Consider the following 22,892-nt stretch of genomic DNA (forward strand, 5'->3'; position numbering starts at 1 on the left):
GACCGAGCGGACTGAAAGGTTAGTTTTCCGTGACCGTCACTGAACTGGTGCCGTACGAGGACGCGCTCGCCGTCTACGAGCCCGTGATGGGGCTTGAGGTACACGTCGAGCTGGGCACCAAGACCAAGATGTTCTGCGGGTGCTCCACCGCCCTGGGGGCGGAGCCCAACACGCAGACCTGCCCCGTCTGCCTCGGCCTGCCCGGCTCCCTGCCGGTCGTCAACGCGACCGGCGTGGAGTCCGCCATCAAGATCGGCCTCGCGCTCAACTGCGAGATCGCCGAGTGGTGCCGCTTCGCCCGGAAGAACTACTTCTATCCGGACATGCCGAAGAACTTCCAGACCTCCCAGTACGACGAGCCGATCGCCTACAACGGGTACCTGGACGTCCAGTTGGAGGACGGCGAGGTCTTCCGGGTCGAGATCGAGCGCGCCCACATGGAGGAGGACACCGGCAAGTCCACCCACGTCGGTGGTGCCACCGGCCGCATCCACGGCGCCTCGCACTCGCTGCTCGACTACAACCGGGCCGGCATCCCGCTCATCGAGATCGTCACCAAGCCCATCGTCGGCGCCGGGGAGCGCGCCCCGGAGGTCGCCAAGGCGTACGTGGCCGAGCTGCGCGAGCTGATCAAGGCGCTGGGCGTCTCCGAGGCCCGGATGGAGATGGGCCAGATGCGCTGCGACGTCAACCTGTCGCTGCGGCCCCGGGGCGCCGAGAAGTTCGGCACCCGCTCGGAGACGAAGAACGTCAACTCGCTGCGCTCGGTGGAGCGGGCGGCGCGCTTCGAGATCATGCGCCACGCGGCCGTGCTCGGCGCCGGCGGCACCATCATCCAGGAGACCCGCCACTTCCACGAGGAGGACGGCTCCACCACCTCGGGCCGGGTCAAGGAGGAGGCGGAGGACTACCGCTACTTCCCCGAGCCCGACCTGGTCCCGGTGGCCCCCTCCCGCGAGTGGGTCGAGGAGCTGCGGGCCGGGCTGCCCGAGCTGCCGCGGGTGCGCCGCAACCGGCTCCGCGAGGAGTGGGGCATCTCCGAGCACGAGATGCAGTCGGTGCTCAACGCGGGCGCCATCGACCTGATCACCGCCACCATCGACGCGGGTGCGGACGCCGCCGCCGCGCGGAAGTGGTGGATGGGCGAGCTGGCCCGCCGCGCCAACGAGTCCGGCACCGACCTCGCCGCCCTGGAGATCACCCCGGCCCAGGTGGCCCGGGTGTGCTCCCTGGTGAAGGAGGGCTCGCTCAACGACAAGCTGGCCCGCCAGGTCATCGAGGGCGTGCTGGCCGGCGAGGGCGACCCGGACACCGTGGTGGAGCGCCGGGGCCTGAAGGTCGTCTCCGACGAGGGGGCCCTGGGTACCGCCGTGGACGAGGCCATCGCCGCCAACGCGGCCATCGCCGACAAGATCCGCGGCGGCAAGGTGGCCGCGGCCGGCGCGCTGGTCGGCGCGGTCATGAAGGCCACCCGCGGCCAGGCCGACGCCGCCCGGGTGCGCGAGCTGATCCTGGAGAAGCTCGGCGTCCAGGGCTGACGCGGCCTCAGCCGTTACCGTGGCGGCGGGTGCTCCCCGGAAGGGGGGTGCCCGCCGCCGCGTCTGCCGAGAGACCGCCGGAGCCCGGACGAGGAGCGCAGCATGATCACCCAGGTGCGGATCGACGGCTTCAAGTCGTTCCTGGACTTCCGGCTGGACGTACCGCCGGTCATGGTCGTGCTCGGCCTCAACGCGGCGGGCAAGTCCAACTTCTTCGACGCGCTGCGGCTGGTCTCGGGCACGTTGCGGGACGGCTTCGAGGCGACGGTCGCCGCCGACCGCAGGTTCGCGGCGCGGGACCTGTTCCACCGCGGCGGGCCGGAGGGGCGGCCGGTGCGCGAGGACTTCACCATCACGGTGGGCGCGCTGGTGCGCTCGCCGGACGGGCCGCTGCCCCTCCGGGTCCGGCTCGTGGCCCGGTACGAACCGGGACCGGGCCGCAGACCGGGGCGGGCGGTCCTCGACCCCGCGCGGAGCGCCGTGTGGGTGAGCAGCCTGAAGAACCGGGACTGGATGGACCGGCTCGGGCTCGGTACGGAGATGCGCGAGGCGATCGCCGCGGCGCGCCGCGCCTTTCTGCTCCGCACCAGGACGCCGCACCTGAGGATCCTGGACCATGGCTTCGCCGCCCATCCGCCCGGCCCCGGGACGCCCCCGCCCGCCGGCGAGGGCGGTCCCGCCGAGCTGGTCTCCCTGGTGCTGCGGGAGTGCGCCGGCTGGCAGCCGCTGCTGCTCTCCCCGGAGGCGATGCGGGGCCTGGTGCCGGTGGGGCCGGACGCCCCGCTGGACCACGACGGCCGGAACCTCCCGCTGGTGCTGGACCGGATCGAGAGCGAGGCCCCCACCGCCTGGCGGCGGCTGGTCGCCGACCTCGCCGGGGTGGTGGAGGGCGTGCGGGACGTCCGCACCCGGTACCTGGAGAGCCGGCAGGAATTCGACTACGAGGTCGAGTTCGAGCACACCGGCTGGACCGCGCCGCCCCTCCTCTCCGACGGCACCGTCCGTACGCTCGCGCTCCTCGCGGCCTGCGCCGACCCGTTGCGCCGGGGCACCCTGTGTGTGGAGGAGATCGAGAACGGCATGCACCCGACGCGTGTCGCCGACCTGGTGCGGCGGCTGCGGCGCGGCTGCGGCGCGGACCCGGCCGGGAGCGGCGCGCCGTTCCGTCAGCTGCTCGCCAGCACGCACTCGCCGGCGCTGCTCGCGGCGCTGCGGACCGATCTGACCGGGAGCCTGGTCTTCATGGAACAGGTGGACCGGGTGGATCCGCAGCGCCAGGCCGTGTCCCGGGTCTCGGTCGCCCGTCCGCTGCGCGAACGTGACCTGTCCGAGGAACCGGGCGAGACCATGTCACCGCAGCAGGTGGACCGCCTGCTCCGCCGGCTGGCACAGGGGGCGTAGTGGGGGAGCGACCGCTGCGGCCGGGACTGATCGCCGAGGGCAGCAGCGACGAGCCGTACCTCGGCAAGCTGATCAAGAAGCAGCTGGACGCCCTGCTGCTCGCGAAGAGCCACCACACGGTGGCGGTGGCGGACTGCGAGATCGCTCCGGCCCGCACCACCGGCTCCGGCGGGACGGCGGCCGTCATCGACGCCGCCTGGGACCTGGCGCAGGACTGCCACCTGCTGTTCGTCCACTGCGACGCCGACGAACGCGGCAAGGCGGAGAAGATCGCGGCCGAGCTCGCCGACCGGCGCCGCTCGGCCGAGCGGGCAGCGGTGCCCGTGCTGCTGGTTCCCGTGCTGATGACGGAATCGTGGATGCTGGCCGACCGGAAGGCCCTGGAGGCCGTCGTGCCCGGCATCGAGACGGCGGACTACCCGTACGCCAAGCCCGCGGCCGTCGAGAAGAACGTGGCGCTCCCCTCCGCGAAGAAGGCCAAGCTCGGCCCCAAACAGGTGTGGAAGGCGCTGCTCGGCGACCAGGCCCACGAGACGCTGACGGACGCGGCCGAGGCGCTGGTGCAGCGAACGGACCTCGGAGTGCTCGCGCAGGTGCCGTCGTACCGCGCATGGGTCGAGGAGACCGAGGCCGCGCTCGCCGGCCTGGGATACCTCTGAGGCGCCGCCCGCCGCCCGCCGCCTGCCGCCCGCCACCGCCCGGCCCCCGGCCCGTACCCCGGAGACATGGTGCGCGGCCCCCGGCCGGTGGGCCGGAAGGGGTGACCGCGGCGCGGCGGGGAAGGCGCGTGCCGTCCGGGGCGGATACGCCCGCGGGGGACCGCCACCCGGCCGCGACGTTCACCGCCGGGTCGGCACGCGGTCTTCCCCGGGCCATCTGCCGTCACTACCTTCCGAGCGACATCAGGCAGCAGGAGGAGGTCACGGTGGCATCGGACATCTCACGGCGGCGGCTGTTCGCACTGGGGGCGGGGGCCGCGGGCGGGGCGGCGGCCGCCTCGCTGCTGCCGCCGTCGCTGCAGGCCGCGCTGGCCGCCCAGCCCACCCCGCCGGAGGGCGGGCTGGAGGCCGTCGAGCACGTGGTGCTGCTGATGCAGGAGAACCGTTCCTTCGATCACTACTTCGGCATGCTGCGCGGCGTCCGCGGCTTCGGCGACCGCAACGCCGTACGGCTCCCCGGCGGCGGTGACATCTTCCACCAGCCGGCGCCCGGCGGCGGGACCGTGCTGCCGTTCGCCGCCCGGGACGCCGCCGCGGCGCAGCACAAGGACCTCCAGTACGTCGGCCAGCTCGACCACTCCTGGGCGGGCGGCGCCCGCGCCTGGAACGGCGGGTGGATGAACAACTGGATCGCGGCCAAGGGAGCCGCCACCATGGTCCACTTCCAGCGCGAGGACATCCCGTTCCACTACGAGCTGGCCGACACCTTCACCATCTGCGACGCCTACCACTCCGCCATCCACACCTCCACCAGCCCCAACCGCAACTACTGGGTGAGCGGCACCACGGGGTACGAGGCGAACGGCCGCCGGGCGGTCGGCAACGACGCCTACGCCGAGGACACCCACCCCGGGTACGGCTGGACCACCGCCGCCGAGATCCTCCAGCGCGCCGGGGTGAGCTGGCGCGTCTACCAGGAGTGGGACAACTACCAGGACAACAACATCGAGTTCTACCGGCCGTTCAAGGAGGTCGCCCGGAAGGCGCTGGCCGGGCTGGGCCACCGCAGCACCAACAGCTTCTACACCGAGGTGCTCAAGGCCACCGGCGACCGGCGGAAGCGGCTGCTGGACGGGCTGGAGGAGGGCCTGCGCACGCTGGACGCCGGTGAGCGGGAGCTGTTCGAGCGCGGGCTGCGGCGGGTGACCGGGGGCACACTGGCGGACGCCTTCCGGGCCGACGTCGAGGCCGGCACGCTGCCCCGGGTCTCCTACCTGGTGCCGTCCGCGCTGGACTCCGAGCACCCCGGCCCGTCCACCCCGGCGCACAGCGCCACCCTCACCTACCGCATCCTCGACGCCCTGGCCTCCCGGCCCGAGGTGTGGCGGAAGACCGCGGTGTTCCTCACCTACGACGAGAACGACGGCTTCTTCGACCACGTGGTGCCGCCGAACCCGCCCGCCGGAGCGGCCGGGGAGTGGTGGGACGGCAAGCCGCTGGGGCTGGGCGTGCGGGTGCCGATGCTGATCATCTCCCCGTGGACGGTCGGCGGCTACGTCTGCTCGGAGGTGTTCGACCACACCTCCGCCAACCGCTTCCTGGAGCGCTGGCTGGGCATCGAGGTGCCCGGCATCTCCGACTGGCGGCGGACCGTCTGCGGCGACCTGACCGGCGCCTTCGACTTCGGCGGCAGCGCCGCCCCGCAGTCCCTGCACCGGCCCGCGCCGGTCACCCCGGACAACGGGCACTGGACCCCGGTGCCGCCCGCCGACCAGCGCATGCCGCGCCAGGAACCGGGCACCCGGCCGGCCCGCCCGCTGCCGTACCAGCCGGAGGTCTCCGGGGCGTACGAGCCGAAGGAGGGGGTGATGCGGCTGGTGCTGACCAACAGCGGCACCCGCAGCGCGCACCTGACGCTCTTCCCCTACGCGGGCGAGTACCCGGCGCCGCAGCACCGGGACGCCGCGGCCGGCGAGGTCACCACCTGGGAGGTGCCGGTCACCGGCGGCGCCTACGACTTCACGGTGACCGGCCCGAACGGCTTCCGCCGCGAGTTCCGGGGCACCGCGGACGGCGCCGCGGCCGGGCTGCGGGTGCGCGGCACCATCGACGCCCGCCGGCGGGTGCTGCGCCTGGCCGTGACCAACACGGGGCGGCGGCCGGTGCGGCTCACCCTCCGGCCGCTGGCCTACGTCGCCGACCCGGACGCCCGGGAGCGCACCGTCACGGTCCGGGGCCGCTCCACCCGGAGCGTGGACTTCGCCACCCGGGAGGGGCGGGGCTGGTACGACCTCGCGCTGACCGCCGAGGGCGATCCGGGCTTCCACCGCCGGCTGGCCGGCCACATCGAGAACGGGCGCCCCTCGGTCAGCGGCTGATCCGGACGGCGGGGCCCGGCGGGTCCGGGAGTTCCGGGGCCGGGGCCGGGACCGGTCGGCTCGGGGGGCATGGGTCCGTCGGGTCCCCGGCCCCCGGGCTCGGGGGCATGGCCCAGGGCCCTGGGCCGGGACCGGGAGCGGGATCGGACCGAGATCGGGACCGACCGGCTCGGGGGCCCGGGCCTGCTGGGTCCCGGGCCCTGGGCCGGGGCCGGGACGAGCGGCAGGGACCCGGTACCCGGCCCGTTCCGGAGCGGGTCCCGGGACGGCCGGCCCGTTCCGGATCGGCCGTCCCCGGGCCGTGCGCGGCGGTGTGGAGTGCCCCACAAAGGGGACAAAGGATCATTTCCGGGTGCAAGAGTGCAGGAGGAACGCGGCGCGCCGCCAGGGCGGCCCGGCGGGTTCCGCCCGTCCGCCCGTACGTTCCGTGCCCGAGCCGGGGACCCACCCGGCCGCGAACGGCCCCGCCGTGAGCGGCGCGACACCCGAAAGCAGTCCATGGCCGCACTCGCCCGGTGGTGCCTGAGGCACCGCGTCGCCGTCATCGTGCTGTGGCTGGCCGCCCTCGCGGGCGTCACCGCCGCCGCCGCTGTCGCCGGCACCGCGTACTCCACCGACTACGACACCCCCGGAACCGAGTCCTCGCGCGCCGCGGAGCTGCTGGCCAGGACGAACCCGGCCGAGGCGGGTGACACCGACACCATCGTCTGGCACACCGACCGGGGCACGGTCCGCGCCGCCGCGGTCCAGGACCGGATGACCGAGGTGCTGCGGGACGTCGAGGACCTGCCCGGGGTGGCCACCGTCACCGGCCCGTACGGTGCCGAGAGCGCGGCCCGGATCAGCCCCGACGGGCGGACCGCGTACGCCACCGTCACCTTCGGCGAGCCGGCCGCCACGCTGGACACCGCGGACGTCGCCCGGGTGGTGGACACCGCGCGGGCCGCCGCCGGTGACCACCTGGAGGTGGCGCTCGGCGGCGAGGGGGTCGCCCTCACCGAGTCCACCGCCCCGGGCCACCTCAGCGAGGTCATCGGCCTGGCCGCCGCGGCGGTGGTCCTCTTCCTCGCCTTCGGCTCGTTCGCCGCCACCCTGCTGCCGCTGGCCACCGCCGTGGTCGGCGTGGGCACCGCCTACGGCGCGATCGGGCTGCTCGGCCACGCCATGAAGGTCGCGGACTTCGCCCCCATGCTGGGCATGCTCATCGGGCTCGGCGTCGGCATCGACTACGCGCTGTTCATCGTCACCCGGCACCGCCGGGGCCTGCGGCAGGGACTGCCGGTCGCCGAGGCCGCGCGGCGGGCGGTGGCCACCTCCGGGCGGGCCGTGGTCTTCGCGGGCGCCACCGTGTGCGTCGCGCTGCTCGGCATGCTGGTGCTCCGGCTCAGCTTCCTCAACGGCGTCGCCCTCGCCGCCTCGCTCACCGTGGTCCTCACCGTTGCCGCCTCGGTCACCCTGCTCCCCGCCCTGCTGGGCCTGATCGGGATGAAGGCGCTCAGCCGCCGCGAGCGGCGGCGGCTGCGCGAGCGGGGGCCGCAGCCCGAACTGCCCACCGGGCCGGCGGCGCGCTGGTCCCGCTTCGTCGAGCGCCACCCCAAGGCGCTGGGCGCGGTCGCCGCGGTGGTCATGCTGGTCCTCGCGGTGCCCACCCTCTCCCTCCACCTGGGCCACTCCGACCAGGGGAACAACGCCGCCAGCAGCACCACCCGGCAGGCGTACGACATGATCGAGGAGGGCTTCGGGCCGGGCGTCAACGGCCCGCTGACCCTCGTCGCGGACCTCGGCAGCGCCGCCGAGAAGGTGGCCTTCGCCCGCCTCGCCGACACCCTGCGCACCACCGAGGGCGTCGCCGCGGTCAGCGGCACCGAGCACCAGGGCAGCACCGGGGCCGGGGTGATCACCGTCGTGCCCGAGACCTCCCCGCAGGACCGGGCCACCTCCGACCTGGTGGAGCACATCCGCGAGGACGTGGTGCCGGCGGCCGAACGCGGCGGCACGCTCGACGTGTACGTCGGCGGGATCACCGCCGGCTACGACGACTTCGCCTCGGTGATCGTCGGCAAGCTGCCGCTCTTCGTGGGGGTCGTGGTGGCCCTCGGCTCGGCGCTGCTGCTGCTCGCGTTCCGCAGCATCGGCATCCCGCTCAAGGCGGCGCTGATGAACGTCCTCGCGGTGGCGTCCTCCTTCGGCGTGGTGGTCGCGGTCTTCCAGTGGGGCTGGGGGAGCGGTCTGCTCGGCCTGGGCGGCGCCGGCCCGATCGAGCCCTTCCTACCGGTGATCATGGTGTCGGTGCTCTTCGGACTCTCCATGGACTACCAGGTGTTCCTGGTCAGCCGGATGTACGAGGAGTGGCGGCAGACCGGGGACAACCGGGTCGCGGTCCGGGTGGGACTGGCCGAGACCGGCCGGGTGATCAACTCGGCGGCGGTCATCATGATCGCGGTCTTCTCCGCCTTCGTGCTCAGCGGCGACCGGATCATCGCGATGTTCGGCATCGGACTCGCCGCCGCGGTGGCGCTGGACGCCTTCGTGCTGCGCACCCTGCTCGTCCCGGCCCTGATGCACCTGCTCGGCAGCGCCAACTGGTGGCTGCCGAAGTGGCTGGACCGCCGGCTGCCGCGGCTCACCGTCGAACCGCCGGAGGAGGCCGCGGCCGGGCCGGTGGCGCTGCCCGTCGCACGGGCGGCGGAACCGGGCGAGCGGGTGCCCTCCTGACCGCGCTGCCCTCCTGACCGCGCTGCCCTCCTGGCCGCGCGCGCCGCACGATCCTTCGCTCCCACGGTCCGGGCGGGGCGGCGGTCCGGGGTGTGCCGGTGGGCCCGGGCCGTGGTTCCGCCGGTCCGCCGTCAGGTGGGTCCCGGGAGGGCGGTGGCGTACCGCGCCGCGCCCGCCCGGTGACGGGCGGGCGCGGGCCGGTCAGCGCGGGGCCGGTCAGGCGCCGGCCGAGGGCTCACCGCTTCCGTACGGGCGGGTGATGATCTCCATGTAGTGGCCGGACGGGTCCTCGAAGTACACGCCGTGGCCACCGTCGTTGCGGTTGATCTCGCCGGGCCGGGTCCGCGCCGGGTCGGCGTAGAACCGCACCCCCGTCTCCTGGATGCGGGCGAACATCGCCGGGAACTCCTCCTCCGGCACCAGGAACGCGTAGTGCTGGGGGGCGATCGTCTTCGGATCGACGGTCGCGAAGTCGAGGGTGACGCCGTTCCCCGTCGCGACCGGAAGGAAGGGGCCCCACTCCGGGCCGACCTCCAGACCGAGTATCCCGGCCAGGAACTCGGCGGACTGCCGGCGATCCCGGCAGTGGATGATGGTGTGGTTCAACTCGACGGACATGACCGACATGCCTCCATGGGCATCTCCCGGCACCTCCGCGCCTCACCCGGCCGGTGACCGACGTGCGATGCCGTGCGGTGATCGTAAGCAGACCGGCGCCCGGCTGTCACCCATGGGTTGCCGCCACCCACGCCCCGCCGCGCGCCCCCGGCCGCGGGTGCCGTCGTCCGGCGGCGGGCGCCGGGTCGGGTGGCCGGGGGTGGTGTTCGGTCCGGCGCCCGGCACTGCGATGGATGCCTGGTCCGGTGGCTGGTCGGCGGCGGGTGCCCGTCCTGGTGACCGGGGGCGGCGCGGTTGCCCGCGCGGGGTGCGGCGGGGGCGGTGCCGCGTCGCACGGTCCGGTGGCCGGGGGCGGACCGTGGTTGTCCGGTCCGGCGGCCGGGGGCGCCGCGGTGGCCCGCGCGGGTGCGGCCGGCGCCCGGCCCGGCGCGGGGTGCGGCGGACCCCCGTACCCGCGCGGCGGGTGCCCGTCCGGGCCGGTGCCTTACCCCGCGGCGGTCCCGGGGCCCGGGCGGCCGGCCGGGTAAGGCGTTCCGGCCGGCCGGGACCCGCGGCCTAAGGCCCCCGCGGGGGCGAAGATCAGGCGGTCTCCCCATGTGGCGCACCCCCCTGGGCGACGAAGCTGGAGGCACGACGGGACGCCGAGAGCCCGTCGGACCGGCGGGGCCCACCCGCCACGACCTCAGGGAGATCCGCCATGTTCCACTACGAACTCCACCGCGCCCGGGGAGCCGAACTGCGCCGCGTCGCCGCCGGGGAGCGCCTGGCCGGCCAGGCCCGCCGCAGCCGCGCCGTCCGCCGGTCCGGACGCCACGGACTCGGAGGGCGGGTGAGCGGCCCGGGCGGTGAACAGGCGTCGGCCCGGCCCCCGCGGCGCGGTCGCCTGAGCCCGTGCCGGCCACCCCTCCCGCCCTGCCCGGCCCGCAGGGCCCTCGCGCCGGCCGCCCGGTCCGGTTCTCCGGGCCCGGCGGTCACCTCGTACGGTTCATACGGTCCGCCGGGTTCGGTGCCCGGTCCGGCGGACCGTACGTCCCGTTCGCCGGTCGTCCCGGCCGTACCGCCGGGCTCTACGTCCCGTCCACCGGTCGTCCCGGCCGTAGCGCCGGGCCTCACGTCCCGTCCACCGGTCGTCCCGGCCGTAGCGCCGGGCCTCACGTCCCGTCCGCCGGTCGTTGCCGGACCGCCGGCCCCCACGCCGGCCGCACCGGGGCCCGCCGCCGCCCCGGCCGGTCCGGGACCGGCGGACGGGACCACCCGCCCGGGCCGCGTCCGGGACGGTGGCCGGCCTGATCCCGGCCCCCGCACCCCCGCCGCCCCGGCCGGTCCGGGACCGGCGGACGGGACCACCCGCCCGGGCCGCGTCCGGGACGGTGGCCGGCCTGATCCCGGCCCCCCGCACCACCGCCGGCCCGGGCGGCCCCCTGCACCCCCGCCGACCACATCGACCCCGCCGACCACACCGGCCACGACGGCCCCCGCACCCCCACCGCGGTGCCGCCCGGCGTTCCGCCCGCGGCCGAACCCACTGGGCCGCGACCGGACGTGTGTGCGATCCTCGACGGCGTGCAGAACACCTCCGTCAGCCCGGTGTTCGTCGGCCGGGACGACGAACTCACCACCCTCGACCAGGCGCTCGCCCGGGCCGGCGCGGGCGAGACCCAGATCCTGCTCGTCGGCGGCGAGGCCGGGGTCGGCAAGACCCGGCTGATCGAGGAGTTCCTGCACCGGGCCGAGGCCGCCGGAGCCGTCACCGCGGTGGGCGCCTGCGTCGAGATCGGCGCCGACGGACTGCCGTTCGCCCCGGTCGCCGCCGTACTGCGCGCGCTGCGCCGCCGCTTCGGCGACGACCTGCGCGGAGCCGCCGCCGGCCAGGAGGGCGAACTCGCCCGGCTGCTGCCCGAACTCGGCGAGACCGCCCGGGAGTCCTACGACGAGGGCGCCCGCGCCCGGCTCTTCGGCCTGACCACCGGACTGCTGGAACGGCTCGCCGCCGACCACACCCTGGTCGTCGCCGTCGAGGACCTGCACTGGGCCGACCGCTCCACCCGCGAACTGCTCGGCTACCTCTTCCGGTCCCTGCACAGCGCCCGGCTGCTGCTGGTCGCCACCTACCGGTCCGACGACATCCACCGGCGCCACCCGCTGCGCCCCTTCCTCGCCGAGGCCGAACGCGCCCGCACCGTCGGGAGGATGGAACTGGCCCGCTTCAGCCGCGGCGAGGTGCACGCCCAGATCGCCGGCATCAACGGCGCCGAACCCGACCCCGGGCTGGTGGACAAGGTCTTCCAGCGCACCGAGGGCAACGCCTTCTTCGTCGAGGAGATCGCCCGCAGCATCCGCGAGGGCTGCGCCACCGGTCTCAGCGAATCCCTCCGCGACCTGCTGCTGGTCCGCGTCGAGGCGCTGCCGGAGGACGCCCAGCGCGTGGTGCGCATCCTCGCCGAGGGCGGTTCGGTGGTCGAGCACGGACTGCTGCTCGCCGTCTCCCGCCTCGGCGAGGACGACCTCATCGAGGCGCTGCGCACCGCCGTCGGCGCCAACATCCTCCGGCCCAGCGAGGACGACAACGGCTACCGGTTCCGGCACGCCCTGGTCCGCGAGGCGGTCAAGGACGACCTGCTGCCCGGCGAGCGCTCCCGGCTCAACCGCCGCTACGCCGAGGCCCTGGAGGCCGACCCCGGCCTGGTCCCGGCCGACATGCGGGCCGCCCGGCTCGCCAGCTACTGGTACCACGCGCACGACCCGGCCAAGGCGCTCCCGGCCGTGCTCAGCGCGGCCGTCGAGGCCCGCCGGCGCTACGCGCACGCCGAGCGCCTGCGGCTGCTGGAACGCGCCATGGAGCTGTGGGAGGACGTCCCCCGCGAGGTCCGCGAGGCCCAGCGCCCCTTCGACGCCGCCGAGGTCTACCCGGCCTGCGGCTGTCCCGACGAGGCGCTGCGCCACCTGGACCTGCTCGCCGAGGTGGTGGTGGCCGCCAAACTCTCCGGCCGGCGGGAGCGCGCCCTGGCGATCATCAAGCGCGCGCTGCGCAAGCTGGAGAGCGGGGACGACCCGCTGCGCACGGCCTGGTTCTGGGCCCAGCGCTCCCGGATCGTGGTGGGGCTGGGCCGCGGCGACGGCTGGGAGGAACTCCGCCGCGCCCAGGAGCTGGTACGGGACCTCCCGCCGTCCGCGGTGCACGCCGAGGTGCTCTCCCTGGTGGCCGTCTGGGGCGCCTTGCACCGGCCCGAGCCGAACAGCCTCGCCGCCGCCGAGCGCGCCGTGGAGGTCGCCCGGCAGGTGGGTGCGGAGGCCACCGAACTCAACGCGCGCATCACCCGGGGCTGGCTGACCGTCGACGCCGGCGACCCGGAGACCGGCCTCGCCGACATGCGGCAGGTCTGCGCCCGCGCCGTGGAGCTGGGCGACATCACCGTGCTGGGCCGGTGCTTCGTCAACCTGGTCTCGGTGCTGGAGGGCCTGGGCCGCTCGGCGGAGGCGGTCCGGGCGGCCGACGAGGGCATCGCGGTCCTGGGCCGCTTCGGGCTGCCCGACTCCCAGGCGTGGGTCTACGCCAACCAGGCCGAATCGCTGTTCACCCTGGGCCGCTGGGACGAGGCCGCGGAGGCCGCCGGACAGGCCCGGCGGCACGCCGGTGCCCGGCGCGCCCAGGGGCTCGCCGCCTCGCGGCTGGCCCAGCTGGCGCTGGGGCGCGGGGACCTGGCGACGGCGGAGCGCGAACTGGCCCTGGCGGCCGAGCGGTACGGCACCCACGACCCGCAGCAGCAGCACACCCTGCCGCTGGTCCGCGTCGCCCTGGTGCTCGCCGCCGCCCGGGGCCGGCCGGCGGAGGCCCGCGCCGCCCTGGACGAGGCGCTGGACGCCGGCTTCACACCGGGCGCCCACCGGTACGCCTGGCCGCTGCTGCTGGCGGCGGCGACGGTGGAGGCCGACGCCCGGGGCCTGCCGGCCGCCGACGCCACCCGGGAGGAGACGCTGCGCAGGATCGCCGGCCGGGCCGCCGAACTGGACCGGCCGGCCCCGGTGTGGCAGGCGCACGCCCTGATGCTCGACGCCGAACTGCTGCGCGCCCGGGGCCGCGACGACACCGACGCCTGGGCGGCCGCGGCCGCCGCCGTGGAGCCGCTGGACATACCCCATCTGCTCGCCCTCGCCCGGCTGCGGTGGGCCGAGGCGCTGCTCACCCACACGGCCGGCGGCTCCGGCCGTCCCACGCCGCCGGCCCGGGACCGGGCGGCCCGGCTGCTGTTCCTGGCGTGCCGGACGGCCGAGCGGCTCGGCGCCCGGCCGCTGGCCGAGGAGATCGGGCTGCTCGCCCGCCGGGCCCGGCTGCCGCTGGAGCCGGAGCCGGGGACGGGCGCGGTGGACGGGGCGGGTGCGTCCGGTGCGCCGGGCGGTCCGGGGACGTCCGGTGCGGGATCCGCCCGCCCGGCCGCCGGGGACGACCCGGCGCGGGCGCTGGGACTCACGCCGCGGGAGCGCGACGTCCTCCGGCTGGTGGCGGTCGGCCGCAGCAACCGGCAGATCGCCGAGGAGCTGTTCATCTCACCGAAGACCGCGAGCGTCCACGTCTCCAACATCCTCGCCAAGCTGGAGGTCTCCGGCCGTGGTGAGGCGGGCGCCCTGGCCCACCGGCTGCGCCTGGTGGACGGCCTCGCGGATTCCGCCCCGGCCCCCTGATCCCGCCCCCTTGGTCCTTGCCCCCCGATCCCGCCCCCTGGTCCTTGCCCCCTGACCGGTCGCGTGCCCTCGGCCCCGCCTCCGCGGTGCGCCGCGAAGGCGGGGGAACCTGGCATGCCTGCCGTAAGCGGGGGGCGGGCCGGTAGGCGCCGGGGGAGACCGCGCGTCCCCGCCGGGACGGCGGGGGACCCGTGGCACCCGGCGGGCCCGTGGGGAGCCGCGGCGCCCGGGGCACGCCGGCCGGGGCGTTCGCGGGCGGGCGGGCGTCGTACGGGCACGGGGTGCGGCACGGGCGGCGGCCTCGCGGGGTACGCGCGGTGCGGCGGCGGGGTGCGGCACGGGCAGCGGCGTCGCGGGTCGTACGCCGGCGAGGTGCCGGGGGATCCCGTCGGGGGCGCGGCGGTGCGGGAGGTCATGTCCGGGGATCCGGCCGGCCCGGACGCCCCGGGGCGCGGCGGCCCGGCGGAGTCGCGCGGGGCGCCGGGCGCCGGCAGGAACCCGGACGGTGGACCGGGCCGGGGGTCACACCGGCCGTGCCTCCCCGGCCGGGCGGGGACGGGCGGTGCTGCGGGTCACCGGCCGCGGGGGGCGATCACCACGTGTCCGGAGTCGAGGTCGATCGGCCCCCGGCCCGGGTCGCCGTCGCCCGTGTCCTCCCGGGTGAGCTGGAGCCGGTTGCGCTCCTCGTCGGTGTGCCGGCGCCCCGGTGCGAAGAGCTGTTCCATGAGGTTGAACATCGTGCCCCCGTCTCCACGTGCGGCCACCGTTCGATACGGCAGAGCTCCCGCCCAGTGTAGGGCGGCCGGCCCCGGCGCGCCCCGGTCAGGAGACCTCCACCCGCAGCACGCGGTCGTCCGTGGCACCGGGGTCGCCGCGCCCGTCGGTGTTGCCGGTGACCAGCCACAGTCCGCCGTCGTCGGTGGCCTCCACGGTGCGCAGCCGCCCGTACCGTCCCTTGAGGAAGTCCTGCGGTTCGGCCACCGGCTTCCCGCCGCGCAGCGGAACGCGCCACAGCCGCTCGCCGCGCAGCGCGGCCAGCCACACGGACCCCTTGGCGAAGGCGATCCCGCTGGGCGAGGCGTCGGCCGGCTTCCACTGCTCCACCGGGTCGGTGAACCCCTGGCCGTCGTCCCCGCCCCGGCCCTCCACCTCGGGCCAGCCGTAGTTGCCGCCCGGCCGGATCAGGTTCAGCTCGTCCCAGTCGTCCTGGCCGAACTCCGTGGCCCACAGCCGCTTCGCGCGGTCCCACGCCAGCCCCTGGACGTTCCGGTGCCCCGAGGAGTAGACCACCGAGCCGGGGTCCGGGTTGTCCGGCGCCGGCTCCCCGTCCGGGGTCATCCGCAGGATCTTTCCGCCCGGGGACTCCGGGTCCTGCGCCAGTGACCGGTCGCCGGTGTCGCCGGTACCGGCGTAGAGCATCTTGTCCGGGCCGAAGGCGATGCGCCCGCCGTTGTGCACCGCGCCCTTGGGGATGCCGCGGAACACCGTGTCCGGGGCGCCGAGCTGCTCGCCGGCGGGCCGGTCGGCGTCGTAGAGCATGCGGGCGATCCGGTTGCCGGAACGGGTGGTGAAGTAGGCGTACACCATGTGGTCGGTGCCGAAGCGCGGGGACAGCGCGATCCCCAGCAGCCCGCCCTCGCCCTCCGGGGCCACCCCGGCGACCGTGCCCACCTCGGTACGCCGGCCGCCCTCGCGCGCGACGCGGAAGATCTTCCCGGTGTCCCGTGAGGAGACCAGCAGGTCGCCGTCGGGCAGCGGGGCCAGCCCCCAGGGTGTCTCGATGCCGGTGGCCACCGTCCGCACCACCTTCGCCGACCCCTTCGCCGGCGCGGCCGGCTCGGTGGGCGTCGGCCGGGCCGAGGGCGAGGCGGCGCCGGACGACCGCGGCTGCCCGCCGCGGTCCCGTTCGAGCGGGCCGTCACCGTCGGAGCAACCGGCCATGAGCAGCGCGGCAGCGGTGAGCACAGCGGTCACACCAGGACGTCGCACGGTCGATCCTCTCGGTGGCCCGGCGGCCACGGTAGACGGCACTGTTCTTATACACCGCGGTCCACCGGCCGCTCCCGCGCCCGGACACCCGCACCTGCCGCCGCCGGGTGCCGTACCTGCCGCCGGGGTGCCGGCCGCACCGGCCCCGCAGGGGCTCCCGAGGTGACGCGCCCGGCCGGGCCGGCCCCTCCGGTACGGTTCCCCGCGGGGGCGAGCCGACCGGGCCGGCCCCCGTACGGGCCTTTGCGGGGAACCGCCGGAGCGTCAGGCCCTCCCTCCCGGGTACCCCCATGTACGTGCCGGACCGGCGCGCACCGGTACGGGCCTCCCGCCGCAAAGCCGGCCGGCCGGGCCGGGCCCCGTGCGGGCTCCGGCGAGGGCCGTTCCACCGTCGACCGCCGGGCGGACGAGGTGCGTCGACAGGTGCGGCGAGGGAGCGGGGCGCGGCGCCGCGGGGCCCCGCGCCGGGGCGGGGCCCCCGCGGCACCACGCGACCCGGGAGGCGACCGACGTCGCCGGGTCGATTACCTCGCCGTCTCCAGCGCGGCCAGCGCCTGCGCCCAGCGGACGTACTTCAGCTCGGCCAGCTCGGCGACGGTGGTGATGCCGAACGCCTCCTTCAGCAGCTCGCCGTCACGGTCGGAGACCCCCTTCAGCGCCGAGACGGGAGCGGCGAGGATCTCGGTCAGACCCTTGTCCGCCCACGCCTTGTCCAGCACCTTGTCCAGATCGATCGAAGCCATGTGCCCTCCCAGGCTGATGACGGGTGACAACACCGGTGGCGCGCCTCGCGGCGCCGCGCGGTCGCCGTACGCCCCCGCATGCGCACCCGCGGGCGGCCGGGAGCAACCGGTCCGCCCTCGTTGTCTCTACACGACTGTAGAAGCATAGGGCGCGTCCATCGGCCGCGGAGTGTCCTCGGGCCGCCGGGGCGTCAAAAGTCCGGAAACGGTCCGTGACCGGACGTCCCGGGGCAGTGGTGACGCGCCTCCTGCCGTGACGTGACTCGTGCCGGGAGGCGCCCTGTCACGGGTGCCCCGTCATGGGGAGCGCGGAGCGTCCCCGGACCGGCGCGCACCGGTACGGGCCTCCCGCGGGGAGCCGGCCGGCCGGGCGGAGGGGCCGGTCAGTCCCAGGAGTCCATCGCCGGCGGCAGCGCCGCGATCTCGGCGAGGTCCTCCGGGCGCAGCGACAGCTGGGCGGCGGCGCAGTTCTCCGTCACCCACCGCTCCCGCTTGGTGCCCGGCACCGGCACCACGTGACCGCCCTGGGCGAGCACCCAGGCGAGGGCCACCTGGGCCGCGGTGACCTGCTCCCCGTGCCGGCGCGCCACCCGGCGCAGCCCGGCCACGATCGGCTGGTTGGCCGCCATCATCTCCGCGGTGAACCGCGGGTGCCGGGCCCGTACGTCGTCCGGCTCGAAGCCCTGACCGGGGGTCAGGGTGCCGCCGAGGAAACCGTTCCCCAGCGGCATCGCGGCGAGGAACCCCACCCCGCGCGCCGCGCACCACGGCACCAGCGTGTCGAGCGCCTCGGGGGACCACACGGACAGCTCGGCCATCACCGCGGCCACCGGGAATATCTGCTGCAGCCGTTCCAGCTGGCGGACGGTGGCGTCGTGGGTGCCCTGCCGGCCGGGGGCCGCCGGGCCCCGCCGGTGGACGCGTCTGCCGCCCTTCTGGAAGGCGCACAGCCCCAGCGCCCGCACCTTCCCCGCCGCGACCAGTTCCGCCATCGCCCCCCAGGTCTCCTCCACCGGCACCTCCGGATCGGGCCGGTGGAGCTGGTACAGGTCGATCACATCGGTCCGCAGCCGGCGCAGCGAGGCGTCACAGGCCCGCTTGATGTAGCCCGGCCGCCCGTTGGCCACCACATGGTTGTCACCCACCAGCAGCCCGCACTTGGTGGCCACGAACGCGTCCCGCCGCCGCTCGGCCAGCACCCGGCCGACCAGCCGCTCGTTGGTGAACGGGCCGTACATGTCGGCGGTGTCCAGCAGGGTGGCGCCCAGGTCCAGCGCGGTGTGCAGGGCACGCTCCGAACTCTCGCCGTCCCGCTGCGACGCGGTGTACGCCCAGCTCATCGGCATGCACCCCAGGCCGATCGCGCCCACCTCCAGCGCCGTCGCCCCGATCCTCCTGCGCTCCACGTGGCCTGACCCCTCCCAATCCGCGATCCCCCAAACTAACGTCTGCGGTCAGGCGGCCTTCGCATAGCCTCCTGGCATGAGCGCAGATCACAGCGGCGTGCCCCGCGCCGACCGGGCCGGCCGCCCGGACACCGACCGCACCGGCGGATCCGGCACCGACCGGACCGCGCACCCCACCGCGCCCGGCGTCCCGGGCCCCGGTGGCACCGGACGCCCCCTGGTGTGGCTGCCGTACCACCCCGAGGAGATCGGCGACGTACCCGGCGGGCTGGAGTACGCGCACTGGGACGGCGGGCCCGACTTCCCCACCGATCCGGCCCGTTGCGCGTTCTACTGCGTCCCCTACATGAAGGGGGCACAGGTCGCGCGCCGCCCGCTGCCGGCCATGACCTCGCTGCGGGTGGTCCAGACCCTCACCGCGGGGGTGGACGACATCCAGCCCGCCCTGGACTCGCTCCCGCCGGGGGTCCGGCTGTGCAACGCCCGCGGGGTGCACGACGCGTCCACCGCGGAACTCGCCCTCACCCTGATCCTCGCCGCCCTCCGCGACATCCCCGGGTTCGTCCGCGCCCAGGACGAGGGCGCCTGGCGCCCCGGCTTCCGGCCGGCGCTCGCCGACAGGACCGTCCTCATCGTGGGCTACGGGGCGATCGGCAGCGCGATCGAGGACCGGCTCACGCCTTTCGAGTGTGAGCGGGTCGTGCGCGTCGCGCGCTCCGCCCGTGCTGCGGAGCGCGGTCCCGTGCACCCGATCGACGAGCTGCCTCAACTGCTGCCCGGCGCCGATGTGGTGGTGGTGTGCACACCGCTCACCGAAGCCACACGTGGCCTGGTCGGAGCGGGTTTCCTGGGCCGGATGAAGGACGGCGCGCTGCTGGTGAACGTGGCGCGGGGGCCGGTGGTGGACACCGGGGCGCTGCTGGCGGAGCTCCACGCGGGCCGGCTGCGCGCCGCGCTCGACGTCACCGACCCCGAACCGCTCCCGGCCGGACATCCGCTGTGGCAGGCTCCAGGGGTACTCATCACCCCGCACGTGGGAGGACCGTCCTCGGCCTTCCGGCCGCGCGCCCTGAGGCTGCTGCGCGGGCAGCTCCAGCGGTTCGCGGCGGGCGAGCCGCTGCGGCACGTGGTCGCCACGACCGGCTGACCGGCCGGTGGCCGCCGCGACCGGTGACCGGCGGCGCCGCCCGCCCCCGCCAACGGCCGGCGCCAACGGCCGGGACGGGCGGGGCGGTTGGGACGGTGGAGGCCCCTCCGGCCGGTACGGGACCGGCGGTGAGGGCCCCGGAACCCCGGCCCCGGAGTGCCGTCCGGGGCCCCGGTGCCGGCCGGTGTTTGCCACTGGCACCACGCACCGAGACCGTCCGTGTGCGGTGCGTATCCGTAGGGACTCCTGACGATTACGCTCCGTAGATGACCTATGTCCCTGTGTGACCGGTTGGTGTATCGTCCCGAGCGGGGGCTGCGCCTGATACCGGACGGTGGCAGCGAAGGACCGGAACGTGAGGGGGGCGACGGGCGATGGACAGCCGATGGATCAACGACCCGACGCGACTCAGGCAGCGACGGCGGCATTTCCCCGCCCGTGCGCGACGTGTGGCACACCGGCCCGGGATACGGAGCCACGCGCCCCGGAGGGCCGTCCGGTGAGCGCCACCGGTGCCGTCCTCGCCCGCCCGCCGGTGGCCTCCGGCGGCGGCGCGGGACTGCTCCCGCAGCTGCTCCTGGCCCTGGTCTGCGGCGGTTACGCGACCGGGGCCCTGCTGGGCTGGGGATCGCCCCGGCTCGCCGTCGTGATGGGCGACTTCGGGCTGAGCGCCGCCGCGTTCGGCGCCGCCGTCTCCTGCTTCTGGTACGGCCGCACGCGCACCGGACGCTGCCGCCCCGCCTGGACGCTCTTCGCCGTCTCCTCGGCCATGGCGGGCCTGGGGAACGCGGTGTGGGGCTGGTACGAGGTGGTGGCCGGCCGGCCGGTGCCCGCCATCTCGGCGGCCGACTTCTGCTTCGTGCTCTTCGCCCCGCCCGCGATCGTGGGCCTCCTGGTGCTCGCCAAGCGCCCGGTGAACCGGGCCGGATGGGTCTGCCTGGGGCTGGACGCCTGGCTCATCGCCGGATCCTTGCTCACCCTCTGCTGGAGCCTCGCCCTCGCGCACCGCGGCCAGATCGGGGTGGCGGGTGCCGGAGTGCCGCGCACCGCGCTCTCCCTCGCCTACCCGCTGCTGGACATCGTCCTGGTCAGCCTGGTGATCGCGCTCCACCGCGGCCCCTCCGGGGTGAACCGCTCGGCGATCAACATCGCCATCGGGGCGCTCGCCCTGACCGTGCTGTGCGACGCCCTGTTCACCCTGCCGGCGCTGCGCGAGCACTACCGCTCCGGCGAGGTGCTGGACGCCGGCTGGTTCGCCGGCTCGGTGCTGCTCGGCTACGCCCCCTGGGCGGGGTCCCGGCGCCCGGCCCCCCGCCGAGCGCGCCGAGCGGCCCCCGCCCCGCCCGCCCCGGCCGGCCGGCCCATCAGCGGCTCGCTCGCCGCCCTCGCCCCCTACCTGGCGGCCGGCGTGTGCACCCTGAGCGTGCTCTACAACGTGCTCGACCGGCGCCCGGTGGACGCCACCGTGATCATCACCGCCTGCGCGGTGGTGCTCGCCCTGGTGATCCGGCAGGCCATCATGCTGATGGACAACCTGGCCCTCACCCAGGAACTGGCGCAGAAGGAGAACCACTTCCGCTCCCTGGTGCAGAGCTCCAGCGACGTCATCATGATCGCCGCGCCCAACGGGGTGCTGCGCTACGTCAGCCCGGCCGCCTCCGGCGTCTACGGCCGCGACGCCGACGAACTCGTCGGCACCGGGCTCGCCTCCCACATCCACCCCGAGGACCTCGGCGCGGTGATGCACGAGGTCCGCCGCTTCCTGGCCTCCCCGCCCGGTGAGGAGCCCACCACCCGCATCGAGTGCAGATTCCGCTCCGGCACCGGGGAGTGGCTCAACGTCGAGTCCACCATCAACCGGCACCACGGCGGCCTGATCCTCAACAGCCGCGACGTGACCGAGCGGGTGCGGCTGCAGGCCCAGCTCCAGCACAACGCCGAGCACGACCCTCTCACCGACCTGCCCAACCGCGCCCTGTTCACCAAGCGGGTCCGGCATGCGCTGGCCGGCCGCCGCCGCACCGACGCCGGCACCGCCGTGCTCTACATCGACCTGGACGGCTTCAAGGCGGTCAACGACACCGTCGGCCACCAGGCCGGTGACGAACTGCTGGTCCAGGCGGCCCGCCGGCTCCAGGAGTCGGTGCGCTCCGGCTCCGGCGACTGCGCCGCCCGGCTCGGCGGGGACGAGTTCGCCGCCCTGATCACCGGCGACGGCGAGGACGACCCCGCCACCCGGGAGTGCCGCATCCTGGAGATCGCCGACCGGCTGCGGGTCGCGCTCTCCCAGCCCTACGTGGTGGAGGGCGGCACCGAGGTGCGGGTCGCCGCCAGCATCGGCGTGGCCTTCGCCGAACCGGGCACCGGCCCCGGCGCCCTGATGCGCAACGCCGACCTGGCCATGTACCGCGCCAAGTCCGGCGGCAAGAACCGGGTCGAGCTGTACGCCCCGCAGATGCAGGCGGAGGTGGAGCGCCGCGCCGAACTGGCCACCCGGCTGCGCACCGCGCTCAACGAGGGCGAGTTCGTCCTGCTGCACCAGCCGATCGCGGACCTGGCCACCGGCCGGATCGCCGCCCTCGCCGCCCAGCCCCGCTGGCGCTCCGCGCAGGGCATCCTCTTCACCCCCGCCGAGTTCCTCCGCGTCGCCTCCGGGGGCCGGGGCGGCAGCGGCGCGGAGGAGGCGGCCCGGACCGCCGAGCTGAGCCGCTGGACGCTCCAGGAGGCCGTGGAACAGGCCGCCCGGCGCCGCCAGGCGGGCCACCCGGTACCGGTGGTGGTCCGGCTCCCCGCGAGCCGCCTGGTGGACCGCTCGATGCCCGCCCGGGGCGTGGAGAACCTGCTGGCCCGGCACGGCCTGCCGTCCGGCTCGCTGATCCTGGAGCTGACCGACAGCGACCCCAGGGTGCCGCTGGAGGAACTGGAGCACCGGCTGGGCGCGCTGCGCCGCCTGGGGGTGCGGATCGCGCTGGACGGGTTCGGCAGCGGCTACGCCGCCATCCGGGCGCTGCGCCGGCTCCCGGTGGACATCCTCAAGCTGGACTGCGGGCTGGTGGAGGGCGTGGTGGAGTCCTCCCGGCTGCACAAGATCACCTCCGGGTTGCTGCGGATCGCCGGGGACCTGGGCATGCAGTCGGTGGCGGAGGGGGTGGACATGCCCGAGCAGATCGTGGCGCTGCGCGCCATGGGCTGCACCCACGCCCAGGGCATGGCGTTCTCCGGCCCGCTGGACGAGCCCCGGCTGCGCCGGGCGCTGGCCCGCGGCGGCTTCCCGGTGCCCCGGGTGGAGGAACCGGTGCTGGTCGGCGGGGCGCTGCCGGTGCGTCACCCGGGCGGCGGACACGTCGCCGCCGTGCACCCGGGCGTGGGCCACGGCGGGGTGCCCCACCCGGTCGCCCCGCACGGTGTGCCCCATCCCGTGGCCCCGCACGGCGGGGTGCCGCACCAGGGCGCCCCGCACGCCGGCCGGCGCGCGGACGGTCACCCGCATACGCCATTGCGCTCAAATGCTGAGACGCCCGTCCCACCCACTTGACACCCACCCCGCGTCGGGGGGAGGGTCGATGCCATGCGCACCCGAATTCTCGTACTTGGACAGCGCGTCGGCTGAAGCAGGGC

Annotated in this window: 13 protein-coding genes; 8 read left to right on the forward strand and 5 right to left on the reverse strand. The window is 75.7% G+C overall.

All coding sequences use genetic code 11. The features are described 5' to 3' along the window. Positions 1-29: 29 nt before the first annotated feature. The 5 genes from gatB to IHE55_RS21240 all read left to right on the forward strand — a co-directional run bounded on the left by gatB (position 30) and on the right by IHE55_RS21240 (position 8,691). On the forward strand, positions 30-1,538 hold the full coding sequence (gatB, locus tag IHE55_RS21220; protein WP_197990471.1) for an Asp-tRNA(Asn)/Glu-tRNA(Gln) amidotransferase subunit GatB: 1,509 nt from the start codon (positions 30-32) through the stop codon (positions 1,536-1,538). Between the two features lie 102 nt (positions 1,539-1,640). After that, complete coding sequence (locus IHE55_RS21225) at positions 1,641-2,939, forward strand: AAA family ATPase (RefSeq protein ID WP_197990472.1); 1,299 nt, start codon at positions 1,641-1,643, stop codon at positions 2,937-2,939. Next, a complete protein-coding gene (locus tag IHE55_RS21230) occupies positions 2,939-3,598 on the forward strand; it encodes a hypothetical protein (protein ID WP_197990473.1) in 660 nt (219 codons plus the stop codon). The genes IHE55_RS21225 and IHE55_RS21230 overlap by 1 nt, the downstream gene beginning before the upstream one ends. A gap of 266 nt (positions 3,599-3,864) precedes the next feature. Then, entirely contained in the window at positions 3,865-5,976 is a 2,112-nt protein-coding gene (locus tag IHE55_RS21235; RefSeq protein ID WP_197990474.1) for a phosphocholine-specific phospholipase C, read from the forward strand. A 498-nt stretch (positions 5,977-6,474) separates the two neighbouring features. Then, positions 6,475-8,691 (forward strand): MMPL family transporter, encoded by a 2,217-nt coding sequence (locus tag IHE55_RS21240; RefSeq protein WP_197990475.1) that lies wholly within the window; start codon positions 6,475-6,477, stop codon positions 8,689-8,691. 216 nt (positions 8,692-8,907) lie between these two features. Here IHE55_RS21240 and IHE55_RS21245 read toward each other — a convergent pair whose 3' ends face one another. Continuing rightward, positions 8,908-9,309 carry a VOC family protein gene (locus IHE55_RS21245; RefSeq protein ID WP_197990476.1) on the reverse strand — a complete coding sequence of 134 codons (402 nt, stop codon included), beginning with the start codon at positions 9,307-9,309 and terminating at the stop codon, positions 8,908-8,910. A gap of 1,563 nt (positions 9,310-10,872) precedes the next feature. On the opposite strand from IHE55_RS21245, the gene IHE55_RS32355 reads away from it, so the two are divergent. Beyond that, complete coding sequence (locus IHE55_RS32355; RefSeq protein ID WP_307826765.1) at positions 10,873-13,989, forward strand: helix-turn-helix transcriptional regulator; 3,117 nt, start codon at positions 10,873-10,875, stop codon at positions 13,987-13,989. A 572-nt stretch (positions 13,990-14,561) separates the two neighbouring features. On the opposite strand, the gene IHE55_RS21255 is transcribed toward IHE55_RS32355, so the two are convergent. The 4 genes from IHE55_RS21255 to IHE55_RS21270 form a co-directional block, all read right to left on the reverse strand. After that, entirely contained in the window at positions 14,562-14,726 is a 165-nt protein-coding gene (locus IHE55_RS21255; protein WP_197990477.1) for a DUF6191 domain-containing protein, read from the reverse strand. Between the two features lie 85 nt (positions 14,727-14,811). Next, entirely contained in the window at positions 14,812-15,978 is a 1,167-nt protein-coding gene (locus tag IHE55_RS21260; protein WP_307826766.1) for a PQQ-dependent sugar dehydrogenase, read from the reverse strand. A gap of 524 nt (positions 15,979-16,502) precedes the next feature. Then, entirely contained in the window at positions 16,503-16,721 is a 219-nt protein-coding gene (locus tag IHE55_RS21265; protein ID WP_197990478.1) for a hypothetical protein, read from the reverse strand. Between the two features lie 383 nt (positions 16,722-17,104). Further along, positions 17,105-18,127: an aldo/keto reductase gene (locus IHE55_RS21270; protein WP_197990479.1), complete on the reverse strand. Its 1,023-nt coding sequence runs from the start codon at positions 18,125-18,127 to the stop codon at positions 17,105-17,107. A gap of 76 nt (positions 18,128-18,203) precedes the next feature. Between IHE55_RS21270 and IHE55_RS21275 the strand changes: the two genes are divergently transcribed. After that, entirely contained in the window at positions 18,204-19,274 is a 1,071-nt protein-coding gene (locus IHE55_RS21275) for a 2-hydroxyacid dehydrogenase (protein WP_197990480.1), read from the forward strand. A 499-nt stretch (positions 19,275-19,773) separates the two neighbouring features. Next, entirely contained in the window at positions 19,774-22,809 is a 3,036-nt protein-coding gene (locus IHE55_RS21280) for an EAL domain-containing protein (protein ID WP_197990481.1), read from the forward strand. The last annotated feature ends 83 nt before the right edge of the window (positions 22,810-22,892 follow it).

Origin of the sequence: Streptomyces pactum, from assembly GCF_016031615.1 — a bacterium.
GTDB classification, from domain to species: domain Bacteria; phylum Actinomycetota; class Actinomycetes; order Streptomycetales; family Streptomycetaceae; genus Streptomyces; species Streptomyces pactus.